This window comes from Lysinibacillus sp. NPDC092081 (genome assembly GCF_044755845.1).
Taxonomy (GTDB): Bacteria; Bacillota; Bacilli; order Bacillales_A; family Planococcaceae; genus Lysinibacillus.
Genome location: NZ_JBIVRU010000002.1, coordinates 284,969 through 311,840, shown reverse-complemented (window position 1 = coordinate 311,840; position 26,872 = coordinate 284,969). Strand labels below are relative to the sequence as shown.

Genomic DNA, 26,872 nt, shown 5'->3' with positions numbered 1-26,872 from the left:
TATTCTTAGTCGACAAATTCAAATTCGAATTCCAATAAGCGTACAATATCTCCATTTTGTGCACCACGTTCACGTAATGCTTCATCGACGCCCATACCACGTAATTGACGTGCAAAACGACGTACACCGTCCTCGCGGCTGAAGTCTGTCATTTTGAAGATACGCTCAATCGCATATCCACCAAGAATGAATGTACCATCAGGATCACGAGAGATTTCGATTGAATCTGCTTCAGATTGGTGTTTGTAAAGTACCGTTGCATCTGATTCTTCATCTAGATCGTCGAATAATGGGAATTCAGGAGTCACTTCCAGTAAGTCGGCAATTTCAAATAATACTGGCTTTAAACCTTGGCGAGAAACCGCTGATACTGGGAAGATTTTCGCATCTTCGCCCACTTTTCCACGGAAAATTTCTAAGTTTTCCTCTGCATTTGGCATGTCCATTTTATTTGCCACAATAATTTGTGGACGTTCTGTTAAACGAAGGTTATATTGTTTTAGCTCATCATTGATTGTTAAGTAATCTTCATAAGGATCGCGCCCTTCCATACCCGACATATCAATTACATGTACGATAACACGTGTACGTTCAATATGACGGAGGAATTGGTGACCTAGGCCAACACCTTCGTGCGCACCTTCGATTAAACCTGGTAAATCGGCCATTGCAAAGCTACGATGATCATCTGTTTCAACCATTCCTAAGTTCGGTACGATTGTAGTGAAATGATAAGCACCTATTTTTGGCTTTGCCGCAGAAACAACAGATAATAATGTTGATTTACCTACACTTGGGAAGCCAACTAATCCTACATCTGCTAGTACTTTCAACTCTAATATAACATTTAATTCTTGTCCTGGCTCACCTTTTTCAGAAAGTTCTGGAGCAGGATTGGCTGGTGTTGCAAAGCGGGAATTCCCGCGGCCACCGCGACCAGCTTTTGCGATAATCGCTTGTTGACCATGCTCGACTAAATCCGCAATAACAACGCCTGTTTCTTCGTTCATTACGACTGTGCCTGGTGGTACTTTAACGATTAAATCGTCTGCACGTTTACCATGCATTCCTTTACTCATACCATGCTCACCACGGTCAGCCTTGAAGTGGCGTTTGTAGCGGAAATCCATTAACGTACGCAGACCCTCTTCAACTTGAAATACAACATTCCCACCGTGACCGCCATCGCCACCAGCGGGACCACCATTCGGTACAAATTTTTCACGACGGAAGGCTACCATTCCATCCCCACCGTCGCCACCTTTTACATAAATCTTGACGTGATCGACAAACATTTAATTCACTCCCTACTTGCACTCAATACATATATCCAAGACGTATTTGTCTCTTCCACTGTTTGAATGTCGAATTGTTTCAAACCTTTTTCGGTGAATGCATCAGCACTCCATAGCCCATTTAACGTGAATGTCACGGCAAATGTATGATCGTCAACACGTACATCGAGCACAAAGCTCTGCTCTGTAAATGGATCTAATGTATCATAAACATGCATAACTGTTTTGTTTAAGTAATCTACAACTTCCAAATCAATAGTATTTGTGACTGGCCTTTTTATCTCACCGCTTAGCTTCATTGGTAATGAAGGGTAGCGCCAGCCTGCTGTTTGCAGCCATTCTATTGTTTGGGGTAATTGTAGACGATTAAGGATAGAAAATACTTGTAATTGCTCTGAATACTCTTTAATAAGTTTTTTTGATTCATCAATTCTACCTAAATCTAAATTCATGCGAATAAGCTGAAGCTGATTCACATAATCATGATTTGCAAAACGTAATACTTCACTAATGGTTAGTGATTGATTGTTCATCCCATTCACTCCAATAAAGTTATCCTTACTAGTATAACAAGTTTTGCTGTATTTTTCCCTTAATTCTTCAATCAATTATGCCTCGGCATAATTGCGTCCGGAATCGGCTTTGTGCTTGGGCCTGCACGAGGGCCGACACGATGTCGGTCATTTCGGTAATGCCACAGGACGTGGCGTTTTTACCGAGGGCCAACACGACGTTGGTCATTTCGGTAATGCCACAGGACGTGGCGTTTTTACCGATGCAGGTCAGTTAGCCGTTATCGCATGGATGCGATGGTTTTAGGCTAACATCCCCAAAGAACTCCTTTCCGATTCCGTGACATCCGCCGGAGGCTTTAACTTCTTTCAGCGGATGTCTGGATATGCGCTGAAAGAAGTTGTAATTTAGCCAAAAAAAGGACTGCAATAAATGCAGTCCTCCGCTTTATGTTATCTTATAAAAGATTAAGCTTCTTGTGTTGCTGGGTATACAGATACTTGTTTGCGATCGCGACCTAAACGTTCGAATTTAACAACGCCGTCAACTTTAGCAAATAGTGTATCGTCACCACCACGACCTACGTTTGTACCTGGGTAAATTTTTGTACCGCGTTGACGGTAAAGAATTGATCCACCAGTTACGAATTGGCCATCAGCACGTTTAGCACCAAGACGTTTTGACTCAGAGTCACGTCCGTTTTTTGTAGAACCTACACCTTTTTTAGATGCGAAAAGTTGAAGGTCTAATGCTAATAATAATTTCATCGTGTTCCACCTCCTACTTGGTTGTAGTTGATTTGGATATATTGTCCGTAATTTTGCACCATAGAATACACTTGGGCAGTCATTACTTGGACAATTAACTGTAGTTTTGCATCAATCTCAGGCTCTAAATCTGATGGTAAATCTACCTTAAGATAGCCTCCACCTTCAGCAGCTTGTTCGACTTCTGGCTGTAATTGTAATAGTGCATAAATAGCATTCACCGTGCCTATGGCAATTGTAGATGCCCCTGCACATACTAAATCCTTACCAGATTCATCGTATTCAGCATGTCCTGAAAATTCGAATGCTGACACATGTCTATTTTCATCGTGATGAATCGTAACTTGTATCATTCGCTACACCTCTCAATTAAGCGTTGATAGTTTCAACAACTAATTTTGTGTAAGGTTGACGGTGACCTTGTTTACGACGGTAGTTCTTTTTAGCTTTCAATTTGAAAACAACGATTTTTTTCGCACGGCCTTCTTTCACAACTTTAGCTGTTACAGTAGCGCCTTCTACGAATGGAGCTCCAACTTTAACGTTTTCGCCACCAACGAATAAAACTTTATCGAAAGTTACAACCTCGTCAGCCTCTACACCTAATTTTTCAATATAGATTTCTTGACCAGCTTCTACTTTGATTTGTTTACCACCAGTTTCAATAATTGCGTACATTTTACTGCACCTCCTCTTAGACTCAGACTCGCCTGTATATAAAGGTGATCGTATGATACTTAAACCTTTCCAGTGCGGTTGCAGTAGCACAGGTGCTACAAACAATAACATTAAAATATTACCACACGTTTTTTTTTAAGTCAATCTATTCATTACATATTTCTCAAATGCTAAACGATATTTTCGATAATTCCATTCCTTTAACACTTGAAGCCAAATAAATAAACATAGAATTGCTAAAAAAATAGATTGTGGGAGGTAACATAAAGTTATCATAAATAGTATAAAAGCAATTATAAGAGAAAGCCAGTAGTAATATTCAAACGCATGAACATTAGGATAGAATAAAAATAAGCACGCTAAAATTATTCTGCCTCCGTCCAACGGAATAATCGGTACAACATTAATTACTAATAGCACAAGTTGCACATTAATAAGCTTAGTAGCAAGCAGTTCCGGCATAAAAAAAGCGAGGCCAATCCCTAACATTGTAGCGATTGGTCCCCCTAAGGCAATCCAAAGGAGTGACGTTGCGGGCACAACCGCTGGATTTTCAAATTCTATTTCCCCCCCGTAAGGTGTAATAATGCATGATTTTACCTTAACACCACAAAGCATTGCCGTTAACAAATGACCAGTTTCATGCCATAATAACGACGATAAAATAATGGCGTAATAAGCAATTTGGCCTGTAAAAATCATTAAAAATACGAGAGGGATACATAGAAGATGCAGTTTAATTTTCATTGGACGCCGCTGTTTCAAGCCACTGTACAATCTGCTCTAAACTATAATTTTTCTTATCTTTTTCAATCGAGATATAGAGTTGTCCCGCCTCTTTCATGCCGATTAAATCGTTTGCCTGCACTGTTGTATATGGAAGTTGTGCTAAACTGTCCAACATACCATAAGATACTGTTGTACCATCATCATAGCTGATCGTCATTGTTTTACCAGTATATTTTGTATGACCAGTGAAAACGACAAGACCATTCTTTCCAGCATAAACCGGAAGGCCCATGTCATATTGCAATAAAAAACCTTCCTTAAAAACTTGCGCATTGGCAAATGATAATAGTTCAGTTTGTCCAACATCACTCGATACCAAAATTGTTGTATCCTCTTTATTTAGCCAACTTTGTCCGAGCTCACTTAAATAGGTTAGATCTGCTGATGTTGTAACTAGTTTTCGCACTGGTGTTTCCAATACACCTTGATCCTCTAAACGAATTACGAGCATAATTGCAGCCACAAGCAATATCGTGACTAACCATTTCCATTTTTTAAACAAGCCCTCATCCTTTTTTCACACTATATGAGATTGCATGTCCATTCATGCACAAGAAAAAAACCTTCTCGTACAAATGCACGAAAAGGCTGATGATTATCTTGAAAATAACGCTTTTAGTTTTGAAAATACACCTTTATGTTCATCTTCAATTGCCATAAGTGGCACAGACTCACCCAGTATTCGACGGGCAATATTACGATAGCCTAAAGATGCTTTATTAGTAGGATCCATTACTACTGGTTCACCTTTATTGGATGATGAAATAACCCCTTCATTATCTACGATGATCCCTAATAAATCGATAGACAAATGTGTTGTAATTTCATTCACATCCAAAGTATCACCGCTTTTCATCATATGCTGGCGAATCCGGTTAATGATTAGTTTAGGTGCAGAAATTTCTTCCTGTTCAAGTAAACCGATAATTCGATCTGCATCACGCACAGCAGAGATTTCTGGCGTTGTTACTACAATTGCATGATCTGCACCAGCAACAGCATTGCGATAGCCTTGTTCAATGCCCGCTGGACAGTCTATTAAAACATAATCATAGTCTCTTTTTAATTCTTCTACTAAGTTCTTCATTTGCTCAGGTTTCACAGCATTTTTATCTGTCGTTTGAGCAGCAGGTAATAAAAATAGTTTTTCATCTACACGTTTATCTTTTATTAACGCTTGATGAATCTTACAGCGTCCTTCAACAACGTCTACTAAATCATAAATAATCCGATTCTCAAGACCTAAAATTACGTCCAAATTCCGTAGTCCAATATCAGTATCTACTAAACATACTTTTTTACCTTGTAGAGCCAATGCAGTCCCAAGGTTAGCCGTTGTCGTTGTTTTTCCGACACCGCCTTTACCTGAAGTTATGACGATCGCTTCTCCCACACTAGCCACCTCCTTTAGACACATTTAACAATGGTCGAATATTTTTTAACGCGTGAATTTGATCGTACGTAATGCGCCCATCATAGCCAATAAATGCACAAGTCATCTCTTCCTGATTAATTACTTTTACATGTTCGTCTGACATTACCTGAACCTGATCAGCAATCATGATATGAGTGGCTTCAAAACGAGATGCTGCAATGATTGCTTCCTTATTACCATGAACACCAGCATGAGCAATCCCTTTGAGTTTACCTAGGACATACACATTGCCACCCGCTTCTACACGTCCGTTCGGATTGACATTCCCTACGATAATAATATCTCCTGCCGAACGCAGAACCTGCCCCGATCTGACCACACCTATATATGTATCTTGTTGACTTTCAATCCTTTTCTGGTTGCTCTCATGGACAGTCAGTACTTCACTTTGCACCTTTGAAACGATTAGTTGCTCGGTTTCCTGAACAATTTTAATAAGCTCTTTGATTTGTTCATCAGAACAGTATCGATAGCCCAAATATAATTGTACATCTACTTGGCTATCGATACCGCTCTCTGAAACTTTCTTTTTCAGCTCTTCTACTAAATCGGCATACGCACATTGATCGTCTAAACGAAGAACAAATCCATCCTTTGTTCCCTTCATATTAACTAACTGTTTTTTCATGAATGCCTCACCCCACGTTGCTCTTTGTTAAGAAACTTCACGTGCTCTCTGTAAGACACGCGCATTAATTAGATACTTGAAGGCCCAACCAAGAATCATTAAAAATAGTGCATTAGCAATGATCGTTGGCAGTAGTCGTGAAAGTAAGAATTCCGATAATGGAATCGTTGTAAAGTCGATAAGATAGAAGAATTGATAGAGTATAAATTCTAAAATTGCTACTAAAACAACTGAAATCGTCGTTGTCACAACTAAGTGCTGATGAATAACTTTCACAATAGATCCTGCTAAAAAACAAATAAGCGGAAACAGTACTGAATATAATCCAATAATATCAATGTAAAACACATCATACAAGACACCAAAAAAAAGTCCATACATTACCGCTCGTTGACGGCTGTAATAAATGGATATAAATATTAAATATAAGATTAAAAATCTCGGAACTAAATAATAGATTTGCCCTTTCACTTCAATTGGTGAAAACATAGCAAACTCTGGTTCTAGTAAAAATAGTAAAACTGCCACAGTAGGGATGAGAAACCGAACCATTATTCCGCCTCCTCTTTACCCTTTTGTGGATGTGTTAAATCCTCGTTCGATGTATTACCATCAGAACCATCTATCACAGTAGCGGAACGTTTAGCAATAACAACATAGTCTAAAATTGAAAAATCCGCAGATGGTTTTACATAGGCCATTTTTGTTAAGCCAAAATCATCTGTACTTACTTCAGTTATTTCTCCGATTGGCACATTTTTAGGGAAAATACCGCCAAGTCCTGATGAAACTACTTGCTGACCTTTTTTAACTGTTAAACTTGAATCGATTCGCTTCATGATGAGTTCATTACGCTCTTTATCATAGCCCTCGATTAAACCGTATGCTTGTTTATCTCCTTGAACCATCGCAGAAACACGATAATTTGGATTATTTGTATATAAAAGCTCTACCTCAGAGGTGAAAGGTGTCACTAAAGTAACTTTACCGACTAACCCTTTCGCTGTCATAACTGCCATATTTTTTTCTACACCGTGTGAAGATCCTTTATCTAAAATAATCTTTTCTTCCCACTGGTCAGGATTTCTAGCAATAACTGTGGCATGAATCGGATCAAAAGCTTTTAAGCTTTCCGATTTGTCCATGAGCTCTTGAAACTTTTTAATATCAGATTTCAAGTCCGATGCCTCAGCTTGTACAGCTGCAAATTCATCTAAGCGTGCTTTTAAACGTTTATTTTCTTCGTACGTGTTTAAGAGGGAATCAATACTATTAAAAACACCAGTAATATAATTCGCCGGCTTCGCAACAATAGATTGTGCGACGCCGACAGTGTCTTTAATAATTTGCTCTGGTAAAGTTGCTTTCGTCCGTTCACGTAATGAGAAGCTAATCAATGCCACAAGAAAAACCATGCCCACGAGTAGCAAAATTAATTTCTTATTGAAAAAAAACTGTGGCATTGCCTAAACCTCCTTACCCTTTAACTTGTTGTTGACGGATTAAATCAATATGATCTAGAGCCTTACCTGTACCAATAGCAACACAGTCCAGTGGATCTTCTGCGATAAATACTGGCATATTAGTTTCTTGGCTAATAACTTTGTCTAAATTCGTTAATAGCGCTCCACCACCTGTTAGTACAATTCCGCGCTCCATTACGTCTGCAGATAATTCAGGAGGTGTTTGTTCAAGCGTTTTGCGAACACCATCAATAATAGATGCTACCGCTTCACGTAAAGATTCAGAAATTTCTTGTGAAGAAATTTCGATTGTTTTCGGTAAACCTGTTAAAAGGTCGCGTCCTCTAATTTCCATCTTATCTTCTGGACCCTCAGCCAACGCTGTACCAATTTCCATTTTCACTGCTTCTGCAGTACGTTCACCAATTGTTAAGTTATATGTTTTACGAATATACGAAATGATGGATTGGTCCATTGCATCCCCGCCAACACGCACGGATTCACTTGTTACAATACCACCTAATGAAATAACTGCTACCTCTGTTGTACCACCACCGATATCAACGACCATTGACCCTGTTGGATCCCATACTGGTAAGTTCGAACCGATTGCTGCTGCAAATGGCTCTTCAATTGTAAATGCATCTTTAGCACCTGCTTGGCGAGCAGCATCAATAACCGCACGTTGTTCAACCGATGTAATACCATAAGGCACACAAATCATAACATTCGGCTTTTTCCAATTACCACCAGAATTTTTACAAGCTTCTTTTAAATAGTATTCTATCATTGCTGTAGTAATATCAAAATCAGCAATAACGCCATCTTTCATTGGACGAATTGCTACGATTGAGCCAGGTGTACGACCAATCATATTTTTCGCATCATTACCAACTGCAACGATGTCTCCAGTTTTTGTATTTTTTGCTACGACTGAAGGTTCGCGTAAAACGATTCCCTTCCCTTTAATAAACACTAATGTATTCGCTGTGCCAAGGTCAATCCCGACATCTTTACTTCCTAATCCAAACAAATTGTGTACTCCCTTTCTATTTAAGCCATACTTTCGTTGACATCAACTACGCCCAGGCGTGTTTACACCCGAAGCTCTATCTTCATTCACTCAGTGTTAGACACCTACTGAAAAAAACTACACCCTCAATTATCTCACACCTGTTGGAGTGAGAGTCTTTTTCTGAATAAAAATAAAATCATACCGTTCATTATAACGGAAAAACGCAAGAATTTGTAGTGCCACATACCTCTTCTCGCGGAAAAGATACTATTTTAATTCCCTCCTAAATAAAAACAGTACGTATAGATTAGCATATAATTTTTATTCTTGTAAGACAACGTGTAATAGGCTACCAATTTTTGTGAATATTATAGACATTTCTACGAATACACTAACGTTTTCTATAAGAAAAGGTTCGTTTTTATTTTTAGCTTTTCGCAAAAAAATACAAAATATTTATTTTTAAAATAATAAAGTGATTTGATTTTCACTAAATTTTAGAAACAAGGAACACTGTGAGGCTTCACGAAATGATTCAGCAACTGCTTTACAATTCTAAATCGTATAGATACTTGGATCGTCACCAAAACGTGTGGTTGATTTCCGTTCCGACTGGGCGCTTTGTTGCTGCCGCTACGCTTTCGCACAGATAAACCATTTGCCGCTGACGCTTCGTTTTCGTGCAGAGCAGAGCTTCCTGGGGGCGTCGGGGCAACAGGATGTTGGTCACGAAGGCGTTTTCACAGGACGTGATGGTTTTAGCCTTCGTTCCTCTATTGCTAATCCCCAAGGAGTCGCCCAGTCTCCACTCCAATCAACTTATCTACATAGTAGACGTTTTAACAAAATCATTCACAACTTTTGGTGATGAACCTGATACTTCAACAAACTCTAAAGATTTCCACAAAAAAACTCTGCAAAATATATTGCAGAGTTAAAAGTATCCTTTTTCTTTCAGACTAATGAACTGATGATCACCGATGATGAGATGATCTATTAAATCAATGCCTATAATATAACCAGCCTCTAAAATTCTTTTCGTCACTTCAATATCCTCATCACTAGGTGTTGGAACGCCACTAGGATGATTATGTGCACAAATTATAGAAGCTGCAGATCTTTTTACAGCCTCGCGATAAATCTCCCTTGGATGCACTATCGAAGCATTTAGACTGCCTATAAAAATCGTCTTTCTATGAATAATTTGATTTTTTACATTTAGAAAAAGAACTATGAAATGTTCCTGATTCAGTGAGGTCATATCAGGCATTAAATAGGCGGCGGCATCTTGCGGTGAACGAATCGTATATTTTTCATCGCTATGTTTCTGAGCGAGACGTCTACCGAGTTCAATAGCCGCTAATAATTGAATGGCTTTAACCTCACCAATGCCTCTAATAGCAACCATTTCTTCTATTGTTGCATGTTTCAAATGATGTAAACGTTCAAAAACGCTTAGTATGCGATTTGCAAGTACAAGAACAGACTCTTCTTTAGTGCCTGTCCTTAGTAAAATAGCCAGCAGCTCCTGATTCGATAAACTCATAGCTCCTTGTCTCCGTAGTCTTTCACGTGGTCGATCCTCTATATTAACGTCGCGTATCATCATCCTTGGTAAAACATCATTTGGCAAAAAAGTCTCACTCCTTCGCAAATTGGATAATATTGAGTGCTACCAATTGCGTAAACAACGCTGCAAGTGGTAAGCCGACAACATTGTTATAATCTCCTTCAATTCGTTTTACTAGAAGGGTTCCAGCAGTTTGAATGCCATAACCACCTGCTTTATCAAATGGATCCCCCGAATCTACATATGCTTCGATAAGCTCCTGCGATAAATGGTGAAAGACAACATTTGTCTCTTCAACGAATATAGTTTCATTACCGTTAGGCTCAATAATGGCAACAGCTGTCATGACCGCATGACACTTACCTGATAAGCGCAATAAGTGAGAAATTGCCTCCTCACGATTTTTGGGTTTATGGAGTAGCTCATCATCATAAACAACAATAGTATCCGCTCCAATAATTGTTGCATTTGGAGCTTTTTTCGCCACATCACGTGTTTTTAATAGAGCTACACCTTTTACATAATCTTGCATTGTAGTTGCTTGAACGCTTGTCTCTTCTACTTCACTAGTTATTATGTCGAATGGAAGTGATAGCATAGCAAGCAATTCTTTTCGTCGTGGTGAAGCTGAAGCAAGCACTAGCTTGTGATTTGTTTTAAACATTATCTGACCATTCCTCCTTATTAGTTATCATAACGGAGAAATTGGGATTTGAAAATTTTCTAAAAATCAAGATAATGCTGATTTCGCTATCTTTTTGCTTAAAATTTCACTTGAAGACAAGCATTTTTCGATTTGTAATGGGCAAAAACTTGTAAGCGAACGATGCTGATATCGGTTGAAATAGACGAGGCTGCCGCTCCAATAGATTGCCAATCAGCAGGCAGCGTAGAATCCTTCGATTTATCCTTAAAATTTAATTTTGTTGCATTTTTGTCAGCTAGCACAGATGGAAGTTCTGCAATCGTTGCCTCCTTACAACTGTCACCGCTTAAAGTAAATGCTTTTTTAAAGGTTGCAGGATCTTTTAAAAAGACAAGCTGACTTTCATCTGTTACCATACTTGTCCAAACATAAAATTTTCCATCAACCTCGACAATAGTACTTTCTTTTAATGAAGGATGTTCAGATACAAACGAGCTTGCACTTTCATAATTCGAATAGACCCCTGCTTGACTTGCAAAAAACATGGGTCCGTTCGTTGCTCCTCCAGCCGTCGGAATTGTTTCTCCGGATGAATTACCATTATTACTTTTAGTGGCTACCTCAGTGCTATCATTTTTTAAAGAAAATTTAGTACTTGCTTGAAGAATACCTAAAAAAAGGGCTACACCAAAAAGTCCAACTATACCTCCAATAACCATCGCTCGAAATATTTGTTTTTTCATCACATGACTGACAATTTTCATTCGACCATCACCTCTTTCTCCAACGTATCAAAGTAAATTTAAAAAAGACGATATTGTTACATTTTGATATATAAGTATATGTATAAAAGGATGTGTAAATGCGAACTTACTACATTTTGATTGAATAGTTATTTGCGAAGTTTTGCTGCAAAATTAACTATTTTTGTAACGAAAGGTTTACTATAAACAAAAAAGGGGTGGATTCTTTACTTTACTCTTTTGTATCTCTATCAAAGAACAATTTTGCTGAATGAGTTAATAGAAAGGAAATAGAAATAATATTATTTACTGACAAATAATCGTTATTGAGGTGATATGATGGACAACCCAAAAAATATTGGACAAACAAAAACTGTTGGATTTCAAGTAGGTGTTAGAAGGACTCTCCCTATTTCCCAAGAAGAAGCCTGGAACCTTGTTACTTCACAAGATGGATTAAATTTATGGTTAGGAGAAAGTATGGACATTATCTTGGAACCAGGACAGAAATATATGACGAAACTAGGGTCTGGAGAAATACGCGTTGTTAAACCTTTACAGCAGCTTCGCCTTACTTGGCAAAAGATAGGATGGGAGAAGGCATCAACAATTCAAGTTCGTATTATCTCGAGTACAAGCAATAAAACAACTATTAGTTTTCATCAAGAAAAACTTTCCGATCAGTATGTAAGAGAAGGAATGAAAATATATTGGGAAAAAGTGCTTGAGGAAATCAAAGAGAGAATACCCAAAAATTAATTATATTTACCTAAACTGATTGGGAGAAAATCTTATCATCGTATAAAAAAATCAGGACTCATTTTTTAATGAGTACCTGATTTCTACTGTAAAAATATTGTCCGCTTAACTATATTTTAATCCGCTACGTACTTCTGTTAATAAATACAACGAACCCGATACAATAGTCTTCGATTTGCTTTCTGACTGTAGTTTTAAAAATTGCACATAATCTTCTAAAACTGCTTTATGAGAGGCGTTGGACAGCTCAAGCATGTTGTGAGTAGCCATCGCACGGGGATTATCGAAATCAACAAAGTAAAAATAATCACTTACCTGCTCAAATAGTTGCAAAATCTCTTTTACAGCCTTATCAGCAAGAATACCAATTACAAAAGTAATCTTCTCATCTGGGAATTCCTGCTTAATCGTTTCTATTAATTTCTCAGCACTCGCTGGGTTATGCGCACCGTCTAAAAAAATATTAGGCATAATTTCTTCAAAACGTCCTAAAATAGTTGCGTTTTTCACAGCTTTTTGAATAGCTTCTTTACTAACTTGTAATTCTAATGCGCTTGCCACTTCAAAAAAGGCTGTAATAGCTAGTGCCATATTATTCCCCTGATGTGCTCCCTTCATTGTGCGTGTAAGCTTTGTAATACGGAAGCCATTGTCATTTTGCTTATAGCTCTCTCCATCATTCTCTTGTTTCACAAAAAATTGATGATTTAACTCAAGCACAGATGAATGTTTTTTTTGAGCTTCTTGATAAACTATATTCTTCGCTTCTAACGGTAGATCCCCGATAATAACTGGACGATATGGCTTAATAATTCCTGCTTTATGATGGGTAATACTTTCAATCGTATCTCCTAAAAAATTCGTATGCTCTAATGCGATACTCGGTATAATTGACACAATTGGTGTAACCACATTCGTACTATCAAGTAAGCCCCCCATACCTGCTTCAATAAGGGCAATATCTACATTACTAGCATCAAAATGTAAAAACGTTGCAACAGTTAACAGTTCAAAATCTGTTAGTTTCCCACTTAGTCCAGCTGCCTGCATTTGTTGGAATACATCATTCATTTCCTCTTCTGTAATAGCTTGACCCTCTACTTGAATTTGGTCATGCACGTCCACAATACAAGGAGACATAAATTTACCAATACGTAAGCCATGTTCTTTGGCGATTGATTCTAGAAATGTAAGTGTCGAGCCTTTACCGTTAGTCCCTGCTAAATGCACGACTTGCAATTTGTTTTCTGGATTACCCACTCGTGCCAATGCCTCTTCAATCGCAGTTAAACCAGGTTTAATAACATCATCACTCTGAACATTCCACTTTTCCTTGTAGCTATTCAATTTTGGGATCATCGTTGTTCCCCCAGTAGCCATTGTCGTATTTCACCTATAAAATACAATGAGCCTGTAATGACGATAACATCCTCATTATTTCTTTGATGTAGCATCGTTCGAACTATTTCACGCCAATTCGCATTATACATTTTTTTCGTATTTGTAGATAATGCAGCTAATTGATCAGCAGGCATAGCATTCGGTAGCTCAATTTGTGTAAACGCAATTGATGTAGCAATACTATCCATTAAAGCAATACTTTTCGCATGATCTTTATCCGATAATGCTGCATATATAAATCGATAGTTTTGGTTTGGATAAACCGTTTTAAGGGTTTGAATAAGTGCGGCAGTTCCTTCAGAATTATGTGCTCCGTCTAATATAATATTGCCCGGTAATTGCTCAAAACGGCCTGCCCACTGAGCTTTTGCCAAAGCTTGACGGATTGATTCATCTGAAATGTCAACTGCTCCATTGTCTCGTAACGTTTGGATCGCCGTAATCGCAAGGCTTGCATTATTTATTTGATGCGTTCCGGCCATTTTTAATGGGACAGCCATTTCCACATTTGCTTTTTGGTAATTAAAGTGCTGTATACTAGTACCTTGTTCAATGTTTTCAACCGTAAAATCCTTCCCTAAAACAAGGCATGGGGCATGGCGCTCATTTGCTACCCCCTCGATTACAGTAAGTGCCTCCTCACTTTTAACACCCACTACAACAGGTATATTTTCTTTAATAATGCCCGCCTTCTCAAACGCTACCTTTGTTAATGTATCTCCTAAAAACGCAGTATGTTCTAATGAAATCGTTGTAATAATTGAAATTAGGGGCGTAATGACATTCGTAGCGTCTAAACGTCCACCAAGCCCCGTTTCAATCAGCGCAATATCCACTTCTTCATCCGCAAAATATTGGAACATAATAAGTGTCACAACTTCAAAGAAGCTTGGAAAATCACCTTCATAATGTGTCTCAATAATCTTAGCAATTTTGTTCATATAGTGTAAAAATTGTGCATCAGAAATTTGATTTCCATTAATAGTCATACGTTCATTAACACGCTCTAAATGAGGTGAAGTAAAGGCGCCTACATTATAGTCAGCATGCTGTAGCATTTCTCTAAGCGCATTCACTGTTGATCCCTTTCCATTTGAGCCTGCTAAATGGATAGCGCGTAGCCTGTCCTGTGGGTTATTAAGAAGCGCTAATACTTCTTGCATCAATACGAGCGGTGCACGTTTATGATCAACTGCCTTTAACGTAAAAATAAAATCTGTACATTCTTTCATCGTTTTAAACAAAAGAAACACTCCCTCTTACTACAATATCTCTATTTTAGTACAAGTAGCGCTCGATACACATACATTTCGAAAAAAACTCTTGCAATGAAAGCTAAAAAACACAGTTGCATATAAACTCAATTTCGTCTTGGTATGCTGTCGCTACAAAAAACATTTGCAAGATGAAGATAAAAAACAGCGGATGACGATATCGTCATCCGCTGTCTCAATCTTACATATTTTTTAGTTCTTCTAAACGTTTTAATACAACCGCATGTTTACTTTCGTAATCGGCTAATTTTTCACGCTCCGCATTTACTAATGCTTCTGGCGCTTTGGACACGAATTTCTCATTCGATAACTTACCAGTTACAAGCTTGACTTCTTTTGCCCATTTTTCTAATTCTTTTTCAAGACGAGCCATTTCTTCTTCTAGATTAATAAGTCCAACAAGTGGTAGGAATAGCTCAGCTCCAGTTACTACTGCTGTCATTGACTGACCAGGAGCTTCTAAACTTTCTCCAATTGTTAGTGTTTCTGGATTACAGAATTTTTCTAGATATGCTTTATTTGCTTCAAGTACAGTAACCGTTGCAGCATCCTTTGCTGAAATATATAGCGGCACTTTTTTGCTCATTGGTGTATTAACTTCCGCACGAATATTACGCACTGAACGTATAATATCCATTAGGAGCTTCATATTGTCCGCTTCCTCTGCAAAATGAAGATCCGTACGTACAGTTGGCCATGCTGCCACTGTGATTGATTCACCTTCATGAGGTAAATGTTGCCAGATTTCTTCCGTAATGAATGGCATGAATGGATGTAATAGACGCATAGTTTGATCTAAAACATAAGCTAAAATAGAACGAGTCGTTTTCTTAGCTGCTTCGTCATCACCGTATAACGGTAATTTCGCCATTTCAATATACCAAGAACAGAAATCATCCCAAATGAAGTTATAAAGCTCACGACCAACTTCACCAAATTCGTAACGTTCTGCAAGTGATGTTACACGTTCAATTGTTTCATTTAAGCGAGTTAGAATCCATTTATCAGCAACTGATTTTTCACCAGTTAAGTCGATTTCATCATATGTCATACCTTCCATGTTCATTAAAGCAAAACGAGAGGCATTCCAAATTTTGTTAGAGAAGTTCCAAATTGCTTCTACTTTTTCAGTTGTATAGCGTAAATCTTGACCAGGTGAAGATCCAGTAGCTAAGAAGTAACGTAATGAGTCGGCACCATATTGATCAATAACGTCCATAGGGTCTACACCATTGCCAAGTGATTTACTCATCTTACGTCCTTCACCATCACGTACTAAACCGTGAATTAATACATCTTTGAATGGGCGCTGACCTGTAAATTCAAGACCTTGGAAGATCATTCGAGAAACCCAGAAGAAAATAATATCATAACCAGTTACAAGTGTGCTTGTTGGATAGTAACGTTTATATTCTTCGTTTGTTTCATCTGGCCAACCCATTGTAGAAAATGGCCATAGTGCTGACGAGAACCATGTATCTAATACGTCTTCATCTTGTGTCCAATTTTCTGCATCTGCTGGCGCTTCTTTTCCTACGTAAATTTCACCTGTTTCATTGTGATACCAAGCTGGGATTTGATGACCCCACCATAACTGACGAGAAATACACCAGTCGCGAATGTTTTCCATCCAGCGAGAATATGTGTTTTCGAAACGAGATGGTACGAAGTTTACTTGCCCTTCTTCATCTTTTTGAAGAGCAAGTGAAGCATCAGCGAGTGGTTGCATTTTTACGAACCATTGTGCTGAAAGATATGGCTCTACAACAGCACCAGAACGCTCAGAGTGACCTACTGAGTGTGAATGCTCTTCAATACGGATAAGCACGCCCGCTTCTTGTAAATCAGCTACGATTTGCTTACGGCATTCAAAGCGATCCATACCGTTATACTTGCCAGCAAGCTCGTTCATAGTACCATCTTCATTCAAGACAAGAATGCGTTCTAGGTTGTGGCGGTTACCAACCTCAAAGTCGTTAGGATCGTGTGCTGGTGTCATTTTTACTACCCCAGTACCAAATTCCATATCTACGTAGTCATCTGCTACGATAGGAATTTCACGGCCTACGATTGGTAAAATAACTGTTTTACCGATTAAGTGTTGATAGCGCTCATCTTTCGGGTGAACAGCTACCCCAGAGTCTCCTAGCATTGTTTCAGGACGTGTAGTCGCAACTTCCACATATCCTGAGCCATCAGCTAATGGGTACTTCATATGATAGAATGCACCTTGAACATCTTTATAAATAACTTCAATATCTGATAATGCTGTTTTTGCAGCAGGATCCCAGTTAATAATACGTTCGCCACGATAGATTAAGCCTTTTTCATATAATTGAACGAAAACAGTTTTAACTGCATCAGAAAGACCTTGGTCGAGTGTGAAACGCTCACGAGAATAATCTAATGCAAGACCAAGCTTCGCCCATTGATCGCGAATATGCCCAGCATACTCTTCTTTCCATTCCCATGTTTTTTCGAGGAATTTTTCACGCCCTAAATCATAACGTGTAATATTATCTTCTCGTAGTTTGGCCTCTACTTTTGCCTGTGTTGCAATACCTGCATGGTCCATTCCTGGTAACCAAAGTGCATCGTAACCTTGCATGCGTTTCATACGAATTAGAATATCTTGTAATGTGGTATCCCAAGCATGGCCAAGATGTAATCTACCTGTTACATTCGGTGGTGGAATAACGATAGAATAAGGCTCCTTTTCACTTGTAGGCTGTGCCTCAAAAAATTTCCCTTGTAACCACCATTCATAACGACCTGCTTCAATGGACTGCGGATCATATTTTGTAGGCATTGAAATGTTTTCTGTCATTTTGACTCCTCCTGTTGACTTATTAATTTTACCGGTGTGTGTGAGATCGTACCAATCATTCTGTTTTTATGTCTCAGGTAGAGGCACATTTACCAGAAGATTAATGAAAATAAAAAAAACTCCTAACGTCTAAAAGGACGAAGGAGTTTAAGTTCGCGGTACCACCTTTAATTCCAGTAGAGGTAAGTTAAGTAGTCACACATTTCATCAGAAAAAAATGTACTACTTGCTTAAGCCTTTTACTACTGGCTCTCAATTCGGTAACGGTGTTTAACCGGCTTTAACTACTGTTAGTTCACTAAAGCTGCTCGAGGGCTACATTCAATTAGGTACAAATAGAAACTTTTCAGCTACCGTTTCCTCTCTTAAAATGCACTCATAATTTACTCTTCCCTGTCATAGCATCTATATTCGACTTTTTCACATTGTACCGCAAAATCGTGCAATTATTCAAGTGATTTAGTCATTTTTTAGGAAGCACTACTAGAAAAGGAAGTGAAATTCAAATGCGACGACGCAAGTATAATCCTTGGCTTTTACCACCATGGCTACGACAATTTCGTTTTTATTGCAGAACGATAATTGTACCAATTTGTGTTTTTCAGTTTATACATGTCATCATCCTTCCGACATCTGGTGATTTTATCATCTTATTGCTCCTGCTACTTCTATGCTATTTACTTTTGAATGATGTCATTTGAAACACGAACCTTTAGCGGTGTATAGTCCTCCGTTAAATCCCAGATCATCGAAGGAACTTCATGCCAGGAGCTGGATTCACGGACTACAATATGACTTGAGGATTCCCTCAACACTGTTTTTTGCTCAACTGGTGCAGGTTTTTCTTTTTTGTCTGAAGCCACTACAGCTTCAGACTTTTCCTTTGGTGCTGCAAATGTTACAACCTTTGCTTTTTCCTCTTTTATGGATGCTGTTGATTTTTCTTCTTGTGTTGAGGCTACTACTGCTATAGGTTTTTCTTCTTGTGCCAAAACCACTATAGGTGCAGGTTTTTCTTCTTGAATCGAAGCTACTGCTGCTGTAGATTGTTTTACCTGTGTCGTTTCTTCTATATGCGCAACCTTCTCTATTTGAGCTGAGGCATTGACAGTGACAGGCTGTTTTTCTAAAACATGAGCTTTTTCTAATGCTGGCTCAAGCTCATTAAACACACTTGTAACCGTCCATTCGAGCTGACACATCTGATTAGTCAATATAGGTCGAATATCCTTTACCATTAAATCTTCAATAGCTGCATCCTTTGGTAAATCCACATTTAAAGGAACTGCATACTCAAAATAACCAGTGTCCCCTTGAATATCTAGCGCATCGATTTGTACTAATTCTTCATCACCCAGGAAAGCTTGCATGTCTTGAAAATCAAAGCGAACATGTGCTGTGATATGATAAATACCCATTAATCGTAGAGAATCTTCTAACTGCATTGTCTGCCATCGCGGCTTAATTTGTACAGCTGCTATTTCCGTTGGGCAGCCATAACCAGGAAAACAAAAAGTTTCACTCATATTCCAAGTTTTGTGTTCGATAATAATCCCTCCCCTTGCATCATATGAAGCTCCAAAGGATAGTATGCTAAAGGTCGATTAATCAATTTCGCCTTGGCGACGGAAATCAACCACACGTTATGATGATGAGCCTAAAAAAAGGCATACTAGAAAACTTCTAGCATGCCTCTTTACTGTTGTTTCAACAGCAGAATTATACATTCACCAATTTAATTTTATTTGCCACACGATCTGTTAACATTTGTGTTGCTTTTGGTACGATCGGCTTAAAGATTGGATTTAAAACAGGACCAGCTAATCCTCCCGCTGTTACTTCTAAGAAGCCTGTCATCTTTGTATTTTCTGCATCAATACTTTCTGCTAGGAAATAACCGTTTCCTGAAAAGTTATCAGAAAGTCCTTTTAATTCGAATGTTACTTTTGTAGGCGCTGCCCACTCTAAAATAGTAATCTCTACTTGTACTGTTTTTTTCAGTACACCAACATTGCCTTTAAACGTCCAATTTGAATGTTTTTCATCAATCATTTCATGTGCATTATAACCTGGGACAAGCTTTGCCCATTTTTCCATATCACTGACGAAATCCCATACATTTTCAATTCCTACGGGTACTTCGACTATATGTGTGCCAGTTGCCATATCAATTCACTACTTTCTTTTACGAATAGCTATATTATATACGATTTCGCCCACAATTTGGCTATGCTGAAAGTTATAATTTTAATAAAATTTTTTCAAGTAGAAACGATTATTTTCATTCATTGATAATCCAATGTACTTTTTATCGGGCAAAAATAAAAATCATTGCAGACAAAGACATCTTACATTACTTTAACAACAAAAAAAGCATGCCAGAAATATACTTCTAGCATACTTTTTTGTAACAACCTATCTTGCTAATTGTGCAAATACTTTATGGAAGGCATCAACTGTTTTTGCGATATGCTCCTCCGTATGTGCAGTGGAAATGAATAAACCTTCAAATTGAGATGGCGGTAAGAAAATACCTTCCTCTGCCATTAGACGGAAGTATTCAGCGAATAATTGTAAATCAGATGTTTTTGCCGAAGCAAAATCAATAACATCTTCATTCGTAAAGAAGAAACCTATCATTGAACCAGCTCGATTTACAGTATGTGGAATATTATATTTCGTTGCTGCTTCACGGAAACCAGCCTCTAATTGATCTCCTAGCTTTTTGAAGTATTCATAAGAGCTATTATCAAGGCGAGATAATGTTTCATAGCCTGCTGTCATTGCTAATGGATTCCCTGACAATGTTCCAGCTTGATAGATTGGACCAGCTGGTGCTACCTGCTCCATAATTTCCTTTTTCCCTGCAAATGCACCTACAGGAAGTCCACCACCAATTACTTTTCCTAATGTTGTCATATCTGGTGTTACATCAAAATAACCTTGTGCACAGCCATAGTCAACACGGAAGCCTGTCATAACTTCATCAAAAATCAACAATGATCCATGTTCCTTTGTTAATTCACGTAAGCCTTGTAGAAAGCCTGGTTGTGGAGGTACAACGCCCATATTTCCTGCAACTGGCTCAACAATTACTGCCGCAAGCTCTGAACCAAACTTTTCGAAAATTAGTTTTGCCCCTTCTAAGTCATTGTACGCTACTGTTAACGTATTACGTGCAATATCCGCTGGGACACCAGGACTGTCAGGTAAGCCTAATGTAGCTACCCCAGAGCCAGCCTTAATTAGCAAGGAATCTCCATGACCATGATAAGAGCCCTCGAATTTCAAAATTTTATCGCGTCCTGTAACACCACGAGCTACGCGTAAAGCAGACATCGTAGCCTCTGTCCCAGAAGACACGAAGCGAATCATTTCCATACCAGGTAGTCGATCTAACACTAATTTGGCTAATCGATTTTCTGTGTAGCTTGGTGCTCCAAACGAAGAGCCTTTCGCTGCTGTTTCTGCAATTGCTTGTACAACTTCTGGATGTGAATGACCTAAAATAAGAGGTCCCCATGATAATACATAATCAATATATTCATTGCCATCAATGTCTTTAATAATAGCACCGTGACCAGATTCCATGAAGATTGGATCCATATTTACGGATTTGAATGCACGTACTGGGCTACTAACACCACCTGGCATTAAGTTAATTGCTTCAGCATATGCTTGTTTTGATTTTTCGTAAGAACGCGTCATTTATTTCTCCTCCAACCAACGTGCAACATCTTTAGCATGATACGTAATAATTAAATCTGAACCTGCACGTTTCATGCTAAGTAATGTTTCAAGCACTACTTTTTTCTCTTCAATCCAGCCATTAATAGCCGCCGCTTTAATCATTGCATATTCACCAGAAACATTGTATGCAACAATCGGTAATGTATAGTTATTTTTTACATCACGAATAATATCTAAATAACTTAGTGCTGGCTTAACGATTAAGAAATCTGCACCTTCCGCTATATCCGACGCTGCTTCACGGAATGCCTCCATACGATTCGATGGATCCATTTGGTATGATTTACGATCGCCAAATTGAGGCGCACCATCAGCTGCATCTCGGAATGGACCGTAATAGCTAGATGCATATTTTACAGCATACGACATAATCGGAATATTTTCGAAGCCGGCTTCATCTAAGCCTGCACGAATAGCAGCCACAAAACCATCCATCATATTGGATGGAGCGATGATATCTGCACCTGCTTTTGCTTGTGATACTGCTGTACGTGCTAAAACATCTAATGAAGAATCATTTAAAATTTGATCGCCTTCAATTAAGCCACAATGACCATGATCTGTAAATTCACATAAGCATGTATCTGCAATGATTAAAAGCTCTGGGTAGCGAGCTTTAATAAGTCGTGTTGCTTCTTGCACAATACCATGATCATGGAATGCACCAGTTCCAACTGCATCTTTTTCTGCAGGTAAGCCAAATAAAATAACAGCAGGAATACCTAAAGCAACAACTTCATCAATCTCAGCTTCAAGTTTATCTAATGAAAATTGAAATACTCCCGGCATAGAAGATACTTCATTTTTAATGTTTTCGCCTTCAATAACGAAGATTGGATAAATTAAGTCTTCTTTGTGTAAGTATGTTTCTTTTACCATTGATCGTATTGCAGCATTTGCACGCAAACGACGATGTCTTTGAAATTGTAATTTTGTCATTTTCTTTCTCCTACTTTCGTTATTTCCTCGATGACTGCTTGCATTGTATATACGTTCGGCATAACATCCACAAAAGCACCGTGATTTAAAATAGCAGCTTCTGTAATATGACCGATTACTGCTACACGAACGGCCTCCCAACCGATTACCGAAGCTACATCCTTTGCGTAGACATCAACAGCGGAAGGGCTAGCAAAAATCACAGTGACATCGCTATTCGCACGGATACATTCGAATATTAATTGTTTTTGGTCGTGTCGCTCAATCGTTTCATAAACTGTCCATTCCTTCAATTTAAAGTGCAGCCCTTCCTTTAATGTCTTTTTCGCTTTTTCTCCACGAATAAATAGACACGTAGGATTGCTACCTGCTACACTAGGAAATTCTTGAACAAATACATCTGCACTAAAAATAGAAGGCATAAAGCTCACATGGAATCCTAGTTTTTCTAAAGCTGAAGTAGTTTTAGTACCAATAGAAGCAATTTTCCCTTGAAAATGCCCTGCACTTACATTAAATCGTTGCATCTTGCTGGCAAAAGCTTCTACAGCATTTTGACTCGTAAAAATGAGCCATTCAAATTGACGGGCAAACGCTAAATGCACATCATCGTTTTTAGCGATAATCTCGCAAGTTTCAATCAATGGGGCAATTACTGCTTGGCCACCTAAAGCTGTAATGTCATCTATTATTGTTGTCGTCTTAGATGTACCTGTCAAAATAATCGTTTTACCTTCTAAAGGTAAATTATTTTGCATCTTGCTCTGCCTTTACTCGTTGAATTAAATCAAAAGCACCTTGCTTCGTTAAAATCTCAGCAAGCTCTTTCCCAACTGCTTCCGCATCAGTGCCCACAACCGTTTCCTTATAAACAACTGAAGCATCTGGTGCAGCAACAAGGCCAGTTAATGTAATTTCTTCCCCATTAGACTTTGCGTATCCTGCGATAGGTACTTGACAGCCACCATCCATAGCCGCTAGGAAAGCACGTTCTGCATGTGCTTCTTTCCATGTTAGGCTATCTGTTAACTTGCCTAATTCCGTTAATAGCTCCATATCGTCTCCACGGCATTCAATACCTAGAGATCCCTGAGCTACTGCTGGTAGACACTCCTCTACAGATAAAAACTCAGTCACTACATCATCGCTCCAGCCAAGGCGTTTTAGTCCAGCTGCCGCTAAAATAATGGCATCGTATGCATCAGTTTCAAGTTTAGCTAAGCGTGTATCTACATTTCCACGAATCCATTTAATTTCTATATCTGGGCGGACTGTTAAAAGTTGAGCACTGCGACGAAGAGAACTTGTCCCAACTACAGCTCCTGCTGGAAGATCGGCAAATTTCACATGTCCTTTTGAAATAAATGCATCACGCGCATCTTCACGTGGTGGAATACAGCCAATTACTAATCCTTCAGGCAGTACTGCAGGCATATCCTTCATAGAATGAACAGCAAAGTCAATTTCTTTGTCGTAAAGTGCTTGTTCAATTTCTTTTACGAAAAGCCCTTTACCACCTACCTTAGAAAGCTGCACATCTAAAATTTGGTCACCTTTCGTGACAATTTCTTTCACTTCAAATTCAAATGGTGCACCGGCTGCTTTTAACTCATTGATAAACCAATTTGTTTGTGTTAAAGCTAGCTTACTTCTTCTAGAACCTACAATAATTTTTCTCAACAGTCTTCAACCTCTCTTCTAATACCATAAATGGAATCGTGATAAACTGCTTCCTAAAAAGAAGTTAACAACAACTAATAGATAAGCGTATATATGTACCCACGCATAAGTTGTCCCTGTCAGCTTACGTTTACGATTCACATACAATATAAAGCAATACAAAACTAAAATAATAAAGGACCCAATAATCTTCGCATCAAAAATCGAAAAACTCTCTAGCGTTAGTAGTGCCCATTCAAGCCCTAAAACTAAACTTACAAATAGCACTGGAATACCAATGTAAAATGAAACATTCATCCAGTTGCTCGTCTGCTGTAGTGATGGCAACCTTGTCCATAAATGTGACCATTTCTTCTTTTTAAGCAAACGATATAAAACTAAATACAATATCGCAAAAACAAATGTTAACGAAAACACTGCGTACGATAAAATTGCAAATGATATATGAATAAAAAGCAATTCCGAAATTAAAGTATCGCTAACTGTTCCTGTTGACCGTTTCGGCATAAATGTAAAGATACTAGCGAATAAAAATCCTAGTATATTAATAATAAATACCGGTAGATCTACCCGTGCAATACAGTGCAAAACAATAGATAATGTCACGAGCAGCCAGGAATAAAAGAGAATTCCTTCTGACAAGGATAAAATCGGAAAACGCTTCGTTTCCACAAAAGTTAATAGTATAATGGCACTTTGAATTACCCATACGAATGAAACAAGCCAAAAAGCAATTCGCCTTGCTCGTATTTGCTTATAAAAGTAATCAGTAAAGTAAAATACTAGACTGATCGCATACAAGACGATCATTACTTCATAGAGCCTTGTCATTGTCAAATCAGCCAATAGACATCCCTTCTTTATATTGAAAGTGCTAAAGTAGTGTACTTTAGCCTAGAAAAAAAAACGTTTTCGTATCCTTAGTTTACCACACAGATACGAAAACGCCTCATTTAATATCAGTAGAAAATCTCGTTCGCGGGAAAAAGCTCGAAGGACAACTTTTCTAAAGTTGCACCGCGAACATAGACATCTTTAGAAAGAATACTTTGGTTCAGTTGAAGATTGTGACGACTGTAAGCTTTCTTTACGTTCAAGCTCTTGTTTTGTCATCGCAGTAACTTCAGCTTCCACAGCATCCTCAATACCGAAAATTTGTTGGAATAAACGTAACTGTTCATTTGCTTTTGGTGAATTTGCCATTTCCTTAGCTTGTAAAATGGGTTCTTTTAACAATTGATTAATAATAGACTTTGTATGCTTACTTAAAATTTTACGTTCACGATCCGTTAAATCCGGCATTTTATTTTCAATACTAATCATTGTCTCTTCTTGAATATGACTCGCTTTTTTACGTAAAGCCGAGATGACAGGGACAACGCCAAGAGTCGTAACCCAATCTTTAAATTGCACAACCTCTTTACCAATCATTGAAGAAATATCAGCTGCAGCGCGTTCACGTTCAGCTAAGTTGGCTTCGACGATGCCTTGTAAATCATCTATATCATATAAGAAAACATTTGGTAAATCTCCAACACGTGGATCAATATCACGTGGAACCGCAATATCTACCATAAATAATGGTTTACCTTTACGCAAACGTTCAACAAATTGCATCAATTCATAATCAATAACATAATCTGTTGCACCTGTAGACGTAATTAAAATATCCGCTTCTAGTAATGAACATTGTAGTTCCTTCATAGATTTGGCTTCACCGTCAAATTTAGCTGCCAGACTTTCTGCTTTTTCGAACGTACGGTTAATTACGGTTACTTTTCCTACACCGCTACCGTAAAGGTTCTCAATAGCAAGTTCCCCCATTTTTCCTGCACCTAAAATTGCTACATGTTTACGTTGTAAAGATCCGAATATTTTCTTTGCTAATTCAACTGCTGCATAAGAGACAGATACCGCGTTCTCACCGATAGCCGTTTCATTATGTGCACGCTTCGCAAATGTCACTGCTTGTTTAAATAGCTGATTGTAAACCGTTCCTGTTGTTCCAATCTCTTGTCCACTTAAGAAGCTTTTTCGTACTTGTCCTAAAATTTGTGTTTCGCCAAGTACCATCGAATCAATTCCAGCTGTCACTTTGAATAAATGTTCGATAGCCTGATCTTCTTCACGAATTGTTAAATAAGATGAAAATGTTTCCACAGGCAGGTCGAACCAATTTGCTAAAAATTGTTTAACAAAATGGCGTCCAGTATGCAATTGATCAACTACTGCATAAATTTCTGTGCGGTTACATGTCGAAACAATAACATTTTCTAATATACTTTTTTGCTTTTGCAGCGCTTCCATTGCCTGTGGTAGCTCACTCTCTATGAATGATAACTTTTCACGAATTTCAACTGGCGCCGTTTTATAATTCAAGCCTACTACGATGGTATGCATGAATAAACACCTCTCACGTTCTAATTGACAAATCTCATTATAGCACAGTTCGACAAGAGTTCATCAATAATTTGTGAACATGTCATGAAGAACTGACATTCGTTAACTACATTAGAATTATTATAAACTAAGTGTAGCAAATTATACTTCCTGTTTCAAATTTAATGTTTGTCCAGAGCATTGTCTTAAAAAGACAGTATTGATTAATTTTAATGGCTCATCACCATAGCGTGAGGTTGATTTCCGTTCCGACTGGGGGCGTCCGATGAGCCGCTTCACTCGCGATGCTCGCTCCAGGGT

General features: G+C 38.3%; 28 protein-coding genes and 2 other annotated features. Of the genes, 2 read left to right on the top strand and 26 right to left on the bottom strand.

Annotation, left to right across the window (positions count from 1 at the left end; all coding sequences use genetic code 11):
• Positions 1-5: 5 nt before the first annotated feature.
• Positions 6-1,295 (bottom strand): GTPase ObgE, encoded by a 1,290-nt coding sequence (gene obgE / locus ACIQLB_RS06285; RefSeq protein ID WP_400722486.1) that lies wholly within the window; start codon positions 1,293-1,295, stop codon positions 6-8.
• Between the two features lie 5 nt (positions 1,296-1,300).
• Entirely contained in the window at positions 1,301-1,828 is a 528-nt protein-coding gene (locus ACIQLB_RS06280) for a Spo0B domain-containing protein (protein ID WP_400722483.1), read from the bottom strand.
• A gap of 109 nt (positions 1,829-1,937) precedes the next feature.
• Here ACIQLB_RS06280 and ACIQLB_RS06275 point away from each other — a divergent pair, with 109 nt between their 5' ends.
• On the top strand, positions 1,938-2,114 hold the full coding sequence (locus ACIQLB_RS06275; protein WP_400722481.1) for a hypothetical protein: 177 nt from the start codon (positions 1,938-1,940) through the stop codon (positions 2,112-2,114).
• Positions 2,115-2,275: 161 nt separating this feature from the next.
• Here the strand turns inward: ACIQLB_RS06275 and rpmA are convergent, their stop codons facing one another.
• The 13 genes from rpmA to ACIQLB_RS06210 all read right to left on the bottom strand — a co-directional run bounded on the left by rpmA (position 2,276) and on the right by ACIQLB_RS06210 (position 11,563).
• Complete coding sequence (gene rpmA / locus ACIQLB_RS06270; RefSeq protein WP_024363181.1) at positions 2,276-2,575, bottom strand: 50S ribosomal protein L27; 300 nt, start codon at positions 2,573-2,575, stop codon at positions 2,276-2,278.
• On the bottom strand, positions 2,572-2,928 hold the full coding sequence (locus tag ACIQLB_RS06265; RefSeq protein ID WP_068983764.1) for a ribosomal-processing cysteine protease Prp: 357 nt from the start codon (positions 2,926-2,928) through the stop codon (positions 2,572-2,574). Before ACIQLB_RS06265 ends, rpmA begins: the two co-directional genes overlap by 4 nt.
• A gap of 16 nt (positions 2,929-2,944) precedes the next feature.
• On the bottom strand, positions 2,945-3,253 hold the full coding sequence (gene rplU / locus ACIQLB_RS06260) for a 50S ribosomal protein L21 (protein WP_370041859.1): 309 nt from the start codon (positions 3,251-3,253) through the stop codon (positions 2,945-2,947).
• Positions 3,254-3,267: 14 nt separating this feature from the next.
• Positions 3,268-3,343: a sequence feature (ribosomal protein L21 leader region), on the bottom strand.
• Positions 3,344-3,388: 45 nt separating this feature from the next.
• Positions 3,389-4,000, bottom strand: coding sequence for a site-2 protease family protein (locus ACIQLB_RS06255; RefSeq protein ID WP_400722476.1), 612 nt, complete (start codon positions 3,998-4,000; stop codon positions 3,389-3,391).
• Complete coding sequence (locus ACIQLB_RS06250) at positions 3,990-4,544, bottom strand: peptidoglycan DD-metalloendopeptidase family protein (protein WP_400722473.1); 555 nt, start codon at positions 4,542-4,544, stop codon at positions 3,990-3,992. The genes ACIQLB_RS06255 and ACIQLB_RS06250 overlap by 11 nt, the downstream gene beginning before the upstream one ends.
• A gap of 93 nt (positions 4,545-4,637) precedes the next feature.
• Positions 4,638-5,435, bottom strand: coding sequence for a septum site-determining protein MinD (minD, locus tag ACIQLB_RS06245; RefSeq protein WP_370041853.1), 798 nt, complete (start codon positions 5,433-5,435; stop codon positions 4,638-4,640).
• A 1-nt stretch (position 5,436) separates the two neighbouring features.
• A complete protein-coding gene (gene minC, locus ACIQLB_RS06240) occupies positions 5,437-6,105 on the bottom strand; it encodes a septum site-determining protein MinC (RefSeq protein ID WP_400722470.1) in 669 nt (222 codons plus the stop codon).
• Positions 6,106-6,132: 27 nt separating this feature from the next.
• Positions 6,133-6,657, bottom strand: coding sequence for a rod shape-determining protein MreD (gene mreD, locus ACIQLB_RS06235; protein ID WP_400722468.1), 525 nt, complete (start codon positions 6,655-6,657; stop codon positions 6,133-6,135).
• Complete coding sequence (gene mreC, locus ACIQLB_RS06230) at positions 6,657-7,568, bottom strand: rod shape-determining protein MreC (RefSeq protein WP_400722465.1); 912 nt, start codon at positions 7,566-7,568, stop codon at positions 6,657-6,659. The genes mreD and mreC overlap by 1 nt, the downstream gene beginning before the upstream one ends.
• Before the next feature lie 13 nt (positions 7,569-7,581).
• A complete protein-coding gene (locus ACIQLB_RS06225; protein WP_370041845.1) occupies positions 7,582-8,601 on the bottom strand; it encodes a rod shape-determining protein in 1,020 nt (339 codons plus the stop codon).
• A gap of 916 nt (positions 8,602-9,517) precedes the next feature.
• Positions 9,518-10,189, bottom strand: coding sequence for a RadC family protein (gene radC / locus ACIQLB_RS06220; protein WP_400723085.1), 672 nt, complete (start codon positions 10,187-10,189; stop codon positions 9,518-9,520).
• A 34-nt stretch (positions 10,190-10,223) separates the two neighbouring features.
• Positions 10,224-10,817, bottom strand: a complete 594-nt coding sequence (locus tag ACIQLB_RS06215) for a Maf family protein (protein WP_400722462.1) — start codon at positions 10,815-10,817, stop codon at positions 10,224-10,226.
• Between the two features lie 98 nt (positions 10,818-10,915).
• Entirely contained in the window at positions 10,916-11,563 is a 648-nt protein-coding gene (locus tag ACIQLB_RS06210; protein WP_400722459.1) for a hypothetical protein, read from the bottom strand.
• 318 nt (positions 11,564-11,881) lie between these two features.
• Here ACIQLB_RS06210 and ACIQLB_RS06205 point away from each other — a divergent pair, with 318 nt between their 5' ends.
• Positions 11,882-12,301: an SRPBCC family protein gene (locus ACIQLB_RS06205; protein ID WP_400722456.1), complete on the top strand. Its 420-nt coding sequence runs from the start codon at positions 11,882-11,884 to the stop codon at positions 12,299-12,301.
• A 105-nt stretch (positions 12,302-12,406) separates the two neighbouring features.
• Here the strand turns inward: ACIQLB_RS06205 and ACIQLB_RS06200 are convergent, their stop codons facing one another.
• From ACIQLB_RS06200 to hemA, 11 genes are all read right to left on the bottom strand, one after another.
• Positions 12,407-13,660, bottom strand: a complete 1,254-nt coding sequence (locus tag ACIQLB_RS06200) for a bifunctional folylpolyglutamate synthase/dihydrofolate synthase (RefSeq protein ID WP_400722452.1) — start codon at positions 13,658-13,660, stop codon at positions 12,407-12,409.
• The gene (locus tag ACIQLB_RS06195) at positions 13,657-14,946 is read right to left on the bottom strand and encodes a bifunctional folylpolyglutamate synthase/dihydrofolate synthase (protein ID WP_400722450.1); all 1,290 of its coding nucleotides are present in this window, start codon (positions 14,944-14,946) and stop codon (positions 13,657-13,659) included. The genes ACIQLB_RS06200 and ACIQLB_RS06195 overlap by 4 nt, the downstream gene beginning before the upstream one ends.
• 211 nt (positions 14,947-15,157) lie before the next feature.
• Positions 15,158-17,803, bottom strand: coding sequence for a valine--tRNA ligase (locus ACIQLB_RS06190; RefSeq protein ID WP_400722447.1), 2,646 nt, complete (start codon positions 17,801-17,803; stop codon positions 15,158-15,160).
• Positions 17,804-17,933: 130 nt separating this feature from the next.
• Positions 17,934-18,212: a binding site (T-box leader), on the bottom strand.
• Positions 18,213-18,480: 268 nt separating this feature from the next.
• On the bottom strand, positions 18,481-19,248 hold the full coding sequence (locus ACIQLB_RS06185; RefSeq protein WP_400722444.1) for a valyl-tRNA synthetase: 768 nt from the start codon (positions 19,246-19,248) through the stop codon (positions 18,481-18,483).
• 274 nt (positions 19,249-19,522) lie between these two features.
• Positions 19,523-19,969: an SRPBCC family protein gene (locus tag ACIQLB_RS06180; RefSeq protein ID WP_400722441.1), complete on the bottom strand. Its 447-nt coding sequence runs from the start codon at positions 19,967-19,969 to the stop codon at positions 19,523-19,525.
• A gap of 249 nt (positions 19,970-20,218) precedes the next feature.
• A complete protein-coding gene (hemL, locus tag ACIQLB_RS06175; RefSeq protein ID WP_400722438.1) occupies positions 20,219-21,511 on the bottom strand; it encodes a glutamate-1-semialdehyde 2,1-aminomutase in 1,293 nt (430 codons plus the stop codon).
• Complete coding sequence (gene hemB / locus ACIQLB_RS06170) at positions 21,512-22,492, bottom strand: porphobilinogen synthase (protein ID WP_400722435.1); 981 nt, start codon at positions 22,490-22,492, stop codon at positions 21,512-21,514.
• Positions 22,489-23,250: a uroporphyrinogen-III synthase gene (locus ACIQLB_RS06165; protein WP_400722432.1), complete on the bottom strand. Its 762-nt coding sequence runs from the start codon at positions 23,248-23,250 to the stop codon at positions 22,489-22,491. Before ACIQLB_RS06165 ends, hemB begins: the two co-directional genes overlap by 4 nt.
• Entirely contained in the window at positions 23,240-24,172 is a 933-nt protein-coding gene (gene hemC, locus ACIQLB_RS06160) for a hydroxymethylbilane synthase (protein WP_400722429.1), read from the bottom strand. Before hemC ends, ACIQLB_RS06165 begins: the two co-directional genes overlap by 11 nt.
• An 18-nt stretch (positions 24,173-24,190) precedes the next feature.
• Positions 24,191-25,018 carry a cytochrome c biogenesis protein CcsA gene (gene ccsA, locus ACIQLB_RS06155; RefSeq protein ID WP_400722426.1) on the bottom strand — a complete coding sequence of 276 codons (828 nt, stop codon included), beginning with the start codon at positions 25,016-25,018 and terminating at the stop codon, positions 24,191-24,193.
• A gap of 189 nt (positions 25,019-25,207) precedes the next feature.
• Positions 25,208-26,572, bottom strand: a complete 1,365-nt coding sequence (hemA, locus tag ACIQLB_RS06150; RefSeq protein ID WP_400722423.1) for a glutamyl-tRNA reductase — start codon at positions 26,570-26,572, stop codon at positions 25,208-25,210.
• Positions 26,573-26,872 lie beyond the last annotated feature (300 nt).

Bases quoted from the DNA above. Each gene is read 5' to 3' on its own strand.
- obgE (WP_400722486.1), bottom strand. From the start codon at position 1,295: ATGTTTGTCGATCACGTCAAGATTTATGTAAAAGGTGGCGACGGTGGG.
- ACIQLB_RS06280 (WP_400722483.1), bottom strand. From the start codon at position 1,828: ATGAACAATCAATCACTAACCATTAGTGAAGTATTACGTTTTGCAAAT.
- rpmA (WP_024363181.1), bottom strand. From the start codon at position 2,575: ATGAAATTATTATTAGCATTAGACCTTCAACTTTTCGCATCTAAAAAA.
- ACIQLB_RS06265 (WP_068983764.1), bottom strand. From the start codon at position 2,928: ATGATACAAGTTACGATTCATCACGATGAAAATAGACATGTGTCAGCA.
- rplU (WP_370041859.1), bottom strand. From the start codon at position 3,253: ATGTACGCAATTATTGAAACTGGTGGTAAACAAATCAAAGTAGAAGCT.
- ACIQLB_RS06255 (WP_400722476.1), bottom strand. From the start codon at position 4,000: ATGAAAATTAAACTGCATCTTCTATGTATCCCTCTCGTATTTTTAATG.
- minC (WP_400722470.1), bottom strand. From the start codon at position 6,105: ATGAAAAAACAGTTAGTTAATATGAAGGGAACAAAGGATGGATTTGTT.
- mreD (WP_400722468.1), bottom strand. From the start codon at position 6,657: ATGGTTCGGTTTCTCATCCCTACTGTGGCAGTTTTACTATTTTTACTA.
- mreC (WP_400722465.1), bottom strand. From the start codon at position 7,568: ATGCCACAGTTTTTTTTCAATAAGAAATTAATTTTGCTACTCGTGGGC.
- radC (WP_400723085.1), bottom strand. From the start codon at position 10,189: ATGATACGCGACGTTAATATAGAGGATCGACCACGTGAAAGACTACGG.
- ACIQLB_RS06215 (WP_400722462.1), bottom strand. From the start codon at position 10,817: ATGTTTAAAACAAATCACAAGCTAGTGCTTGCTTCAGCTTCACCACGA.
- ACIQLB_RS06210 (WP_400722459.1), bottom strand. From the start codon at position 11,563: ATGAAAATTGTCAGTCATGTGATGAAAAAACAAATATTTCGAGCGATG.
- ACIQLB_RS06205 (WP_400722456.1), top strand. From the start codon at position 11,882: ATGGACAACCCAAAAAATATTGGACAAACAAAAACTGTTGGATTTCAA.
- ACIQLB_RS06200 (WP_400722452.1), bottom strand. From the start codon at position 13,660: ATGATCCCAAAATTGAATAGCTACAAGGAAAAGTGGAATGTTCAGAGT.
- ACIQLB_RS06190 (WP_400722447.1), bottom strand. From the start codon at position 17,803: ATGACAGAAAACATTTCAATGCCTACAAAATATGATCCGCAGTCCATT.
- ACIQLB_RS06185 (WP_400722444.1), bottom strand. From the start codon at position 19,248: ATGCAGTTAGAAGATTCTCTACGATTAATGGGTATTTATCATATCACA.
- ACIQLB_RS06180 (WP_400722441.1), bottom strand. From the start codon at position 19,969: ATGGCAACTGGCACACATATAGTCGAAGTACCCGTAGGAATTGAAAAT.
- hemL (WP_400722438.1), bottom strand. From the start codon at position 21,511: ATGACGCGTTCTTACGAAAAATCAAAACAAGCATATGCTGAAGCAATT.
- hemB (WP_400722435.1), bottom strand. From the start codon at position 22,492: ATGACAAAATTACAATTTCAAAGACATCGTCGTTTGCGTGCAAATGCT.
- ACIQLB_RS06165 (WP_400722432.1), bottom strand. From the start codon at position 23,250: ATGCAAAATAATTTACCTTTAGAAGGTAAAACGATTATTTTGACAGGT.
- hemA (WP_400722423.1), bottom strand. From the start codon at position 26,572: ATGCATACCATCGTAGTAGGCTTGAATTATAAAACGGCGCCAGTTGAA.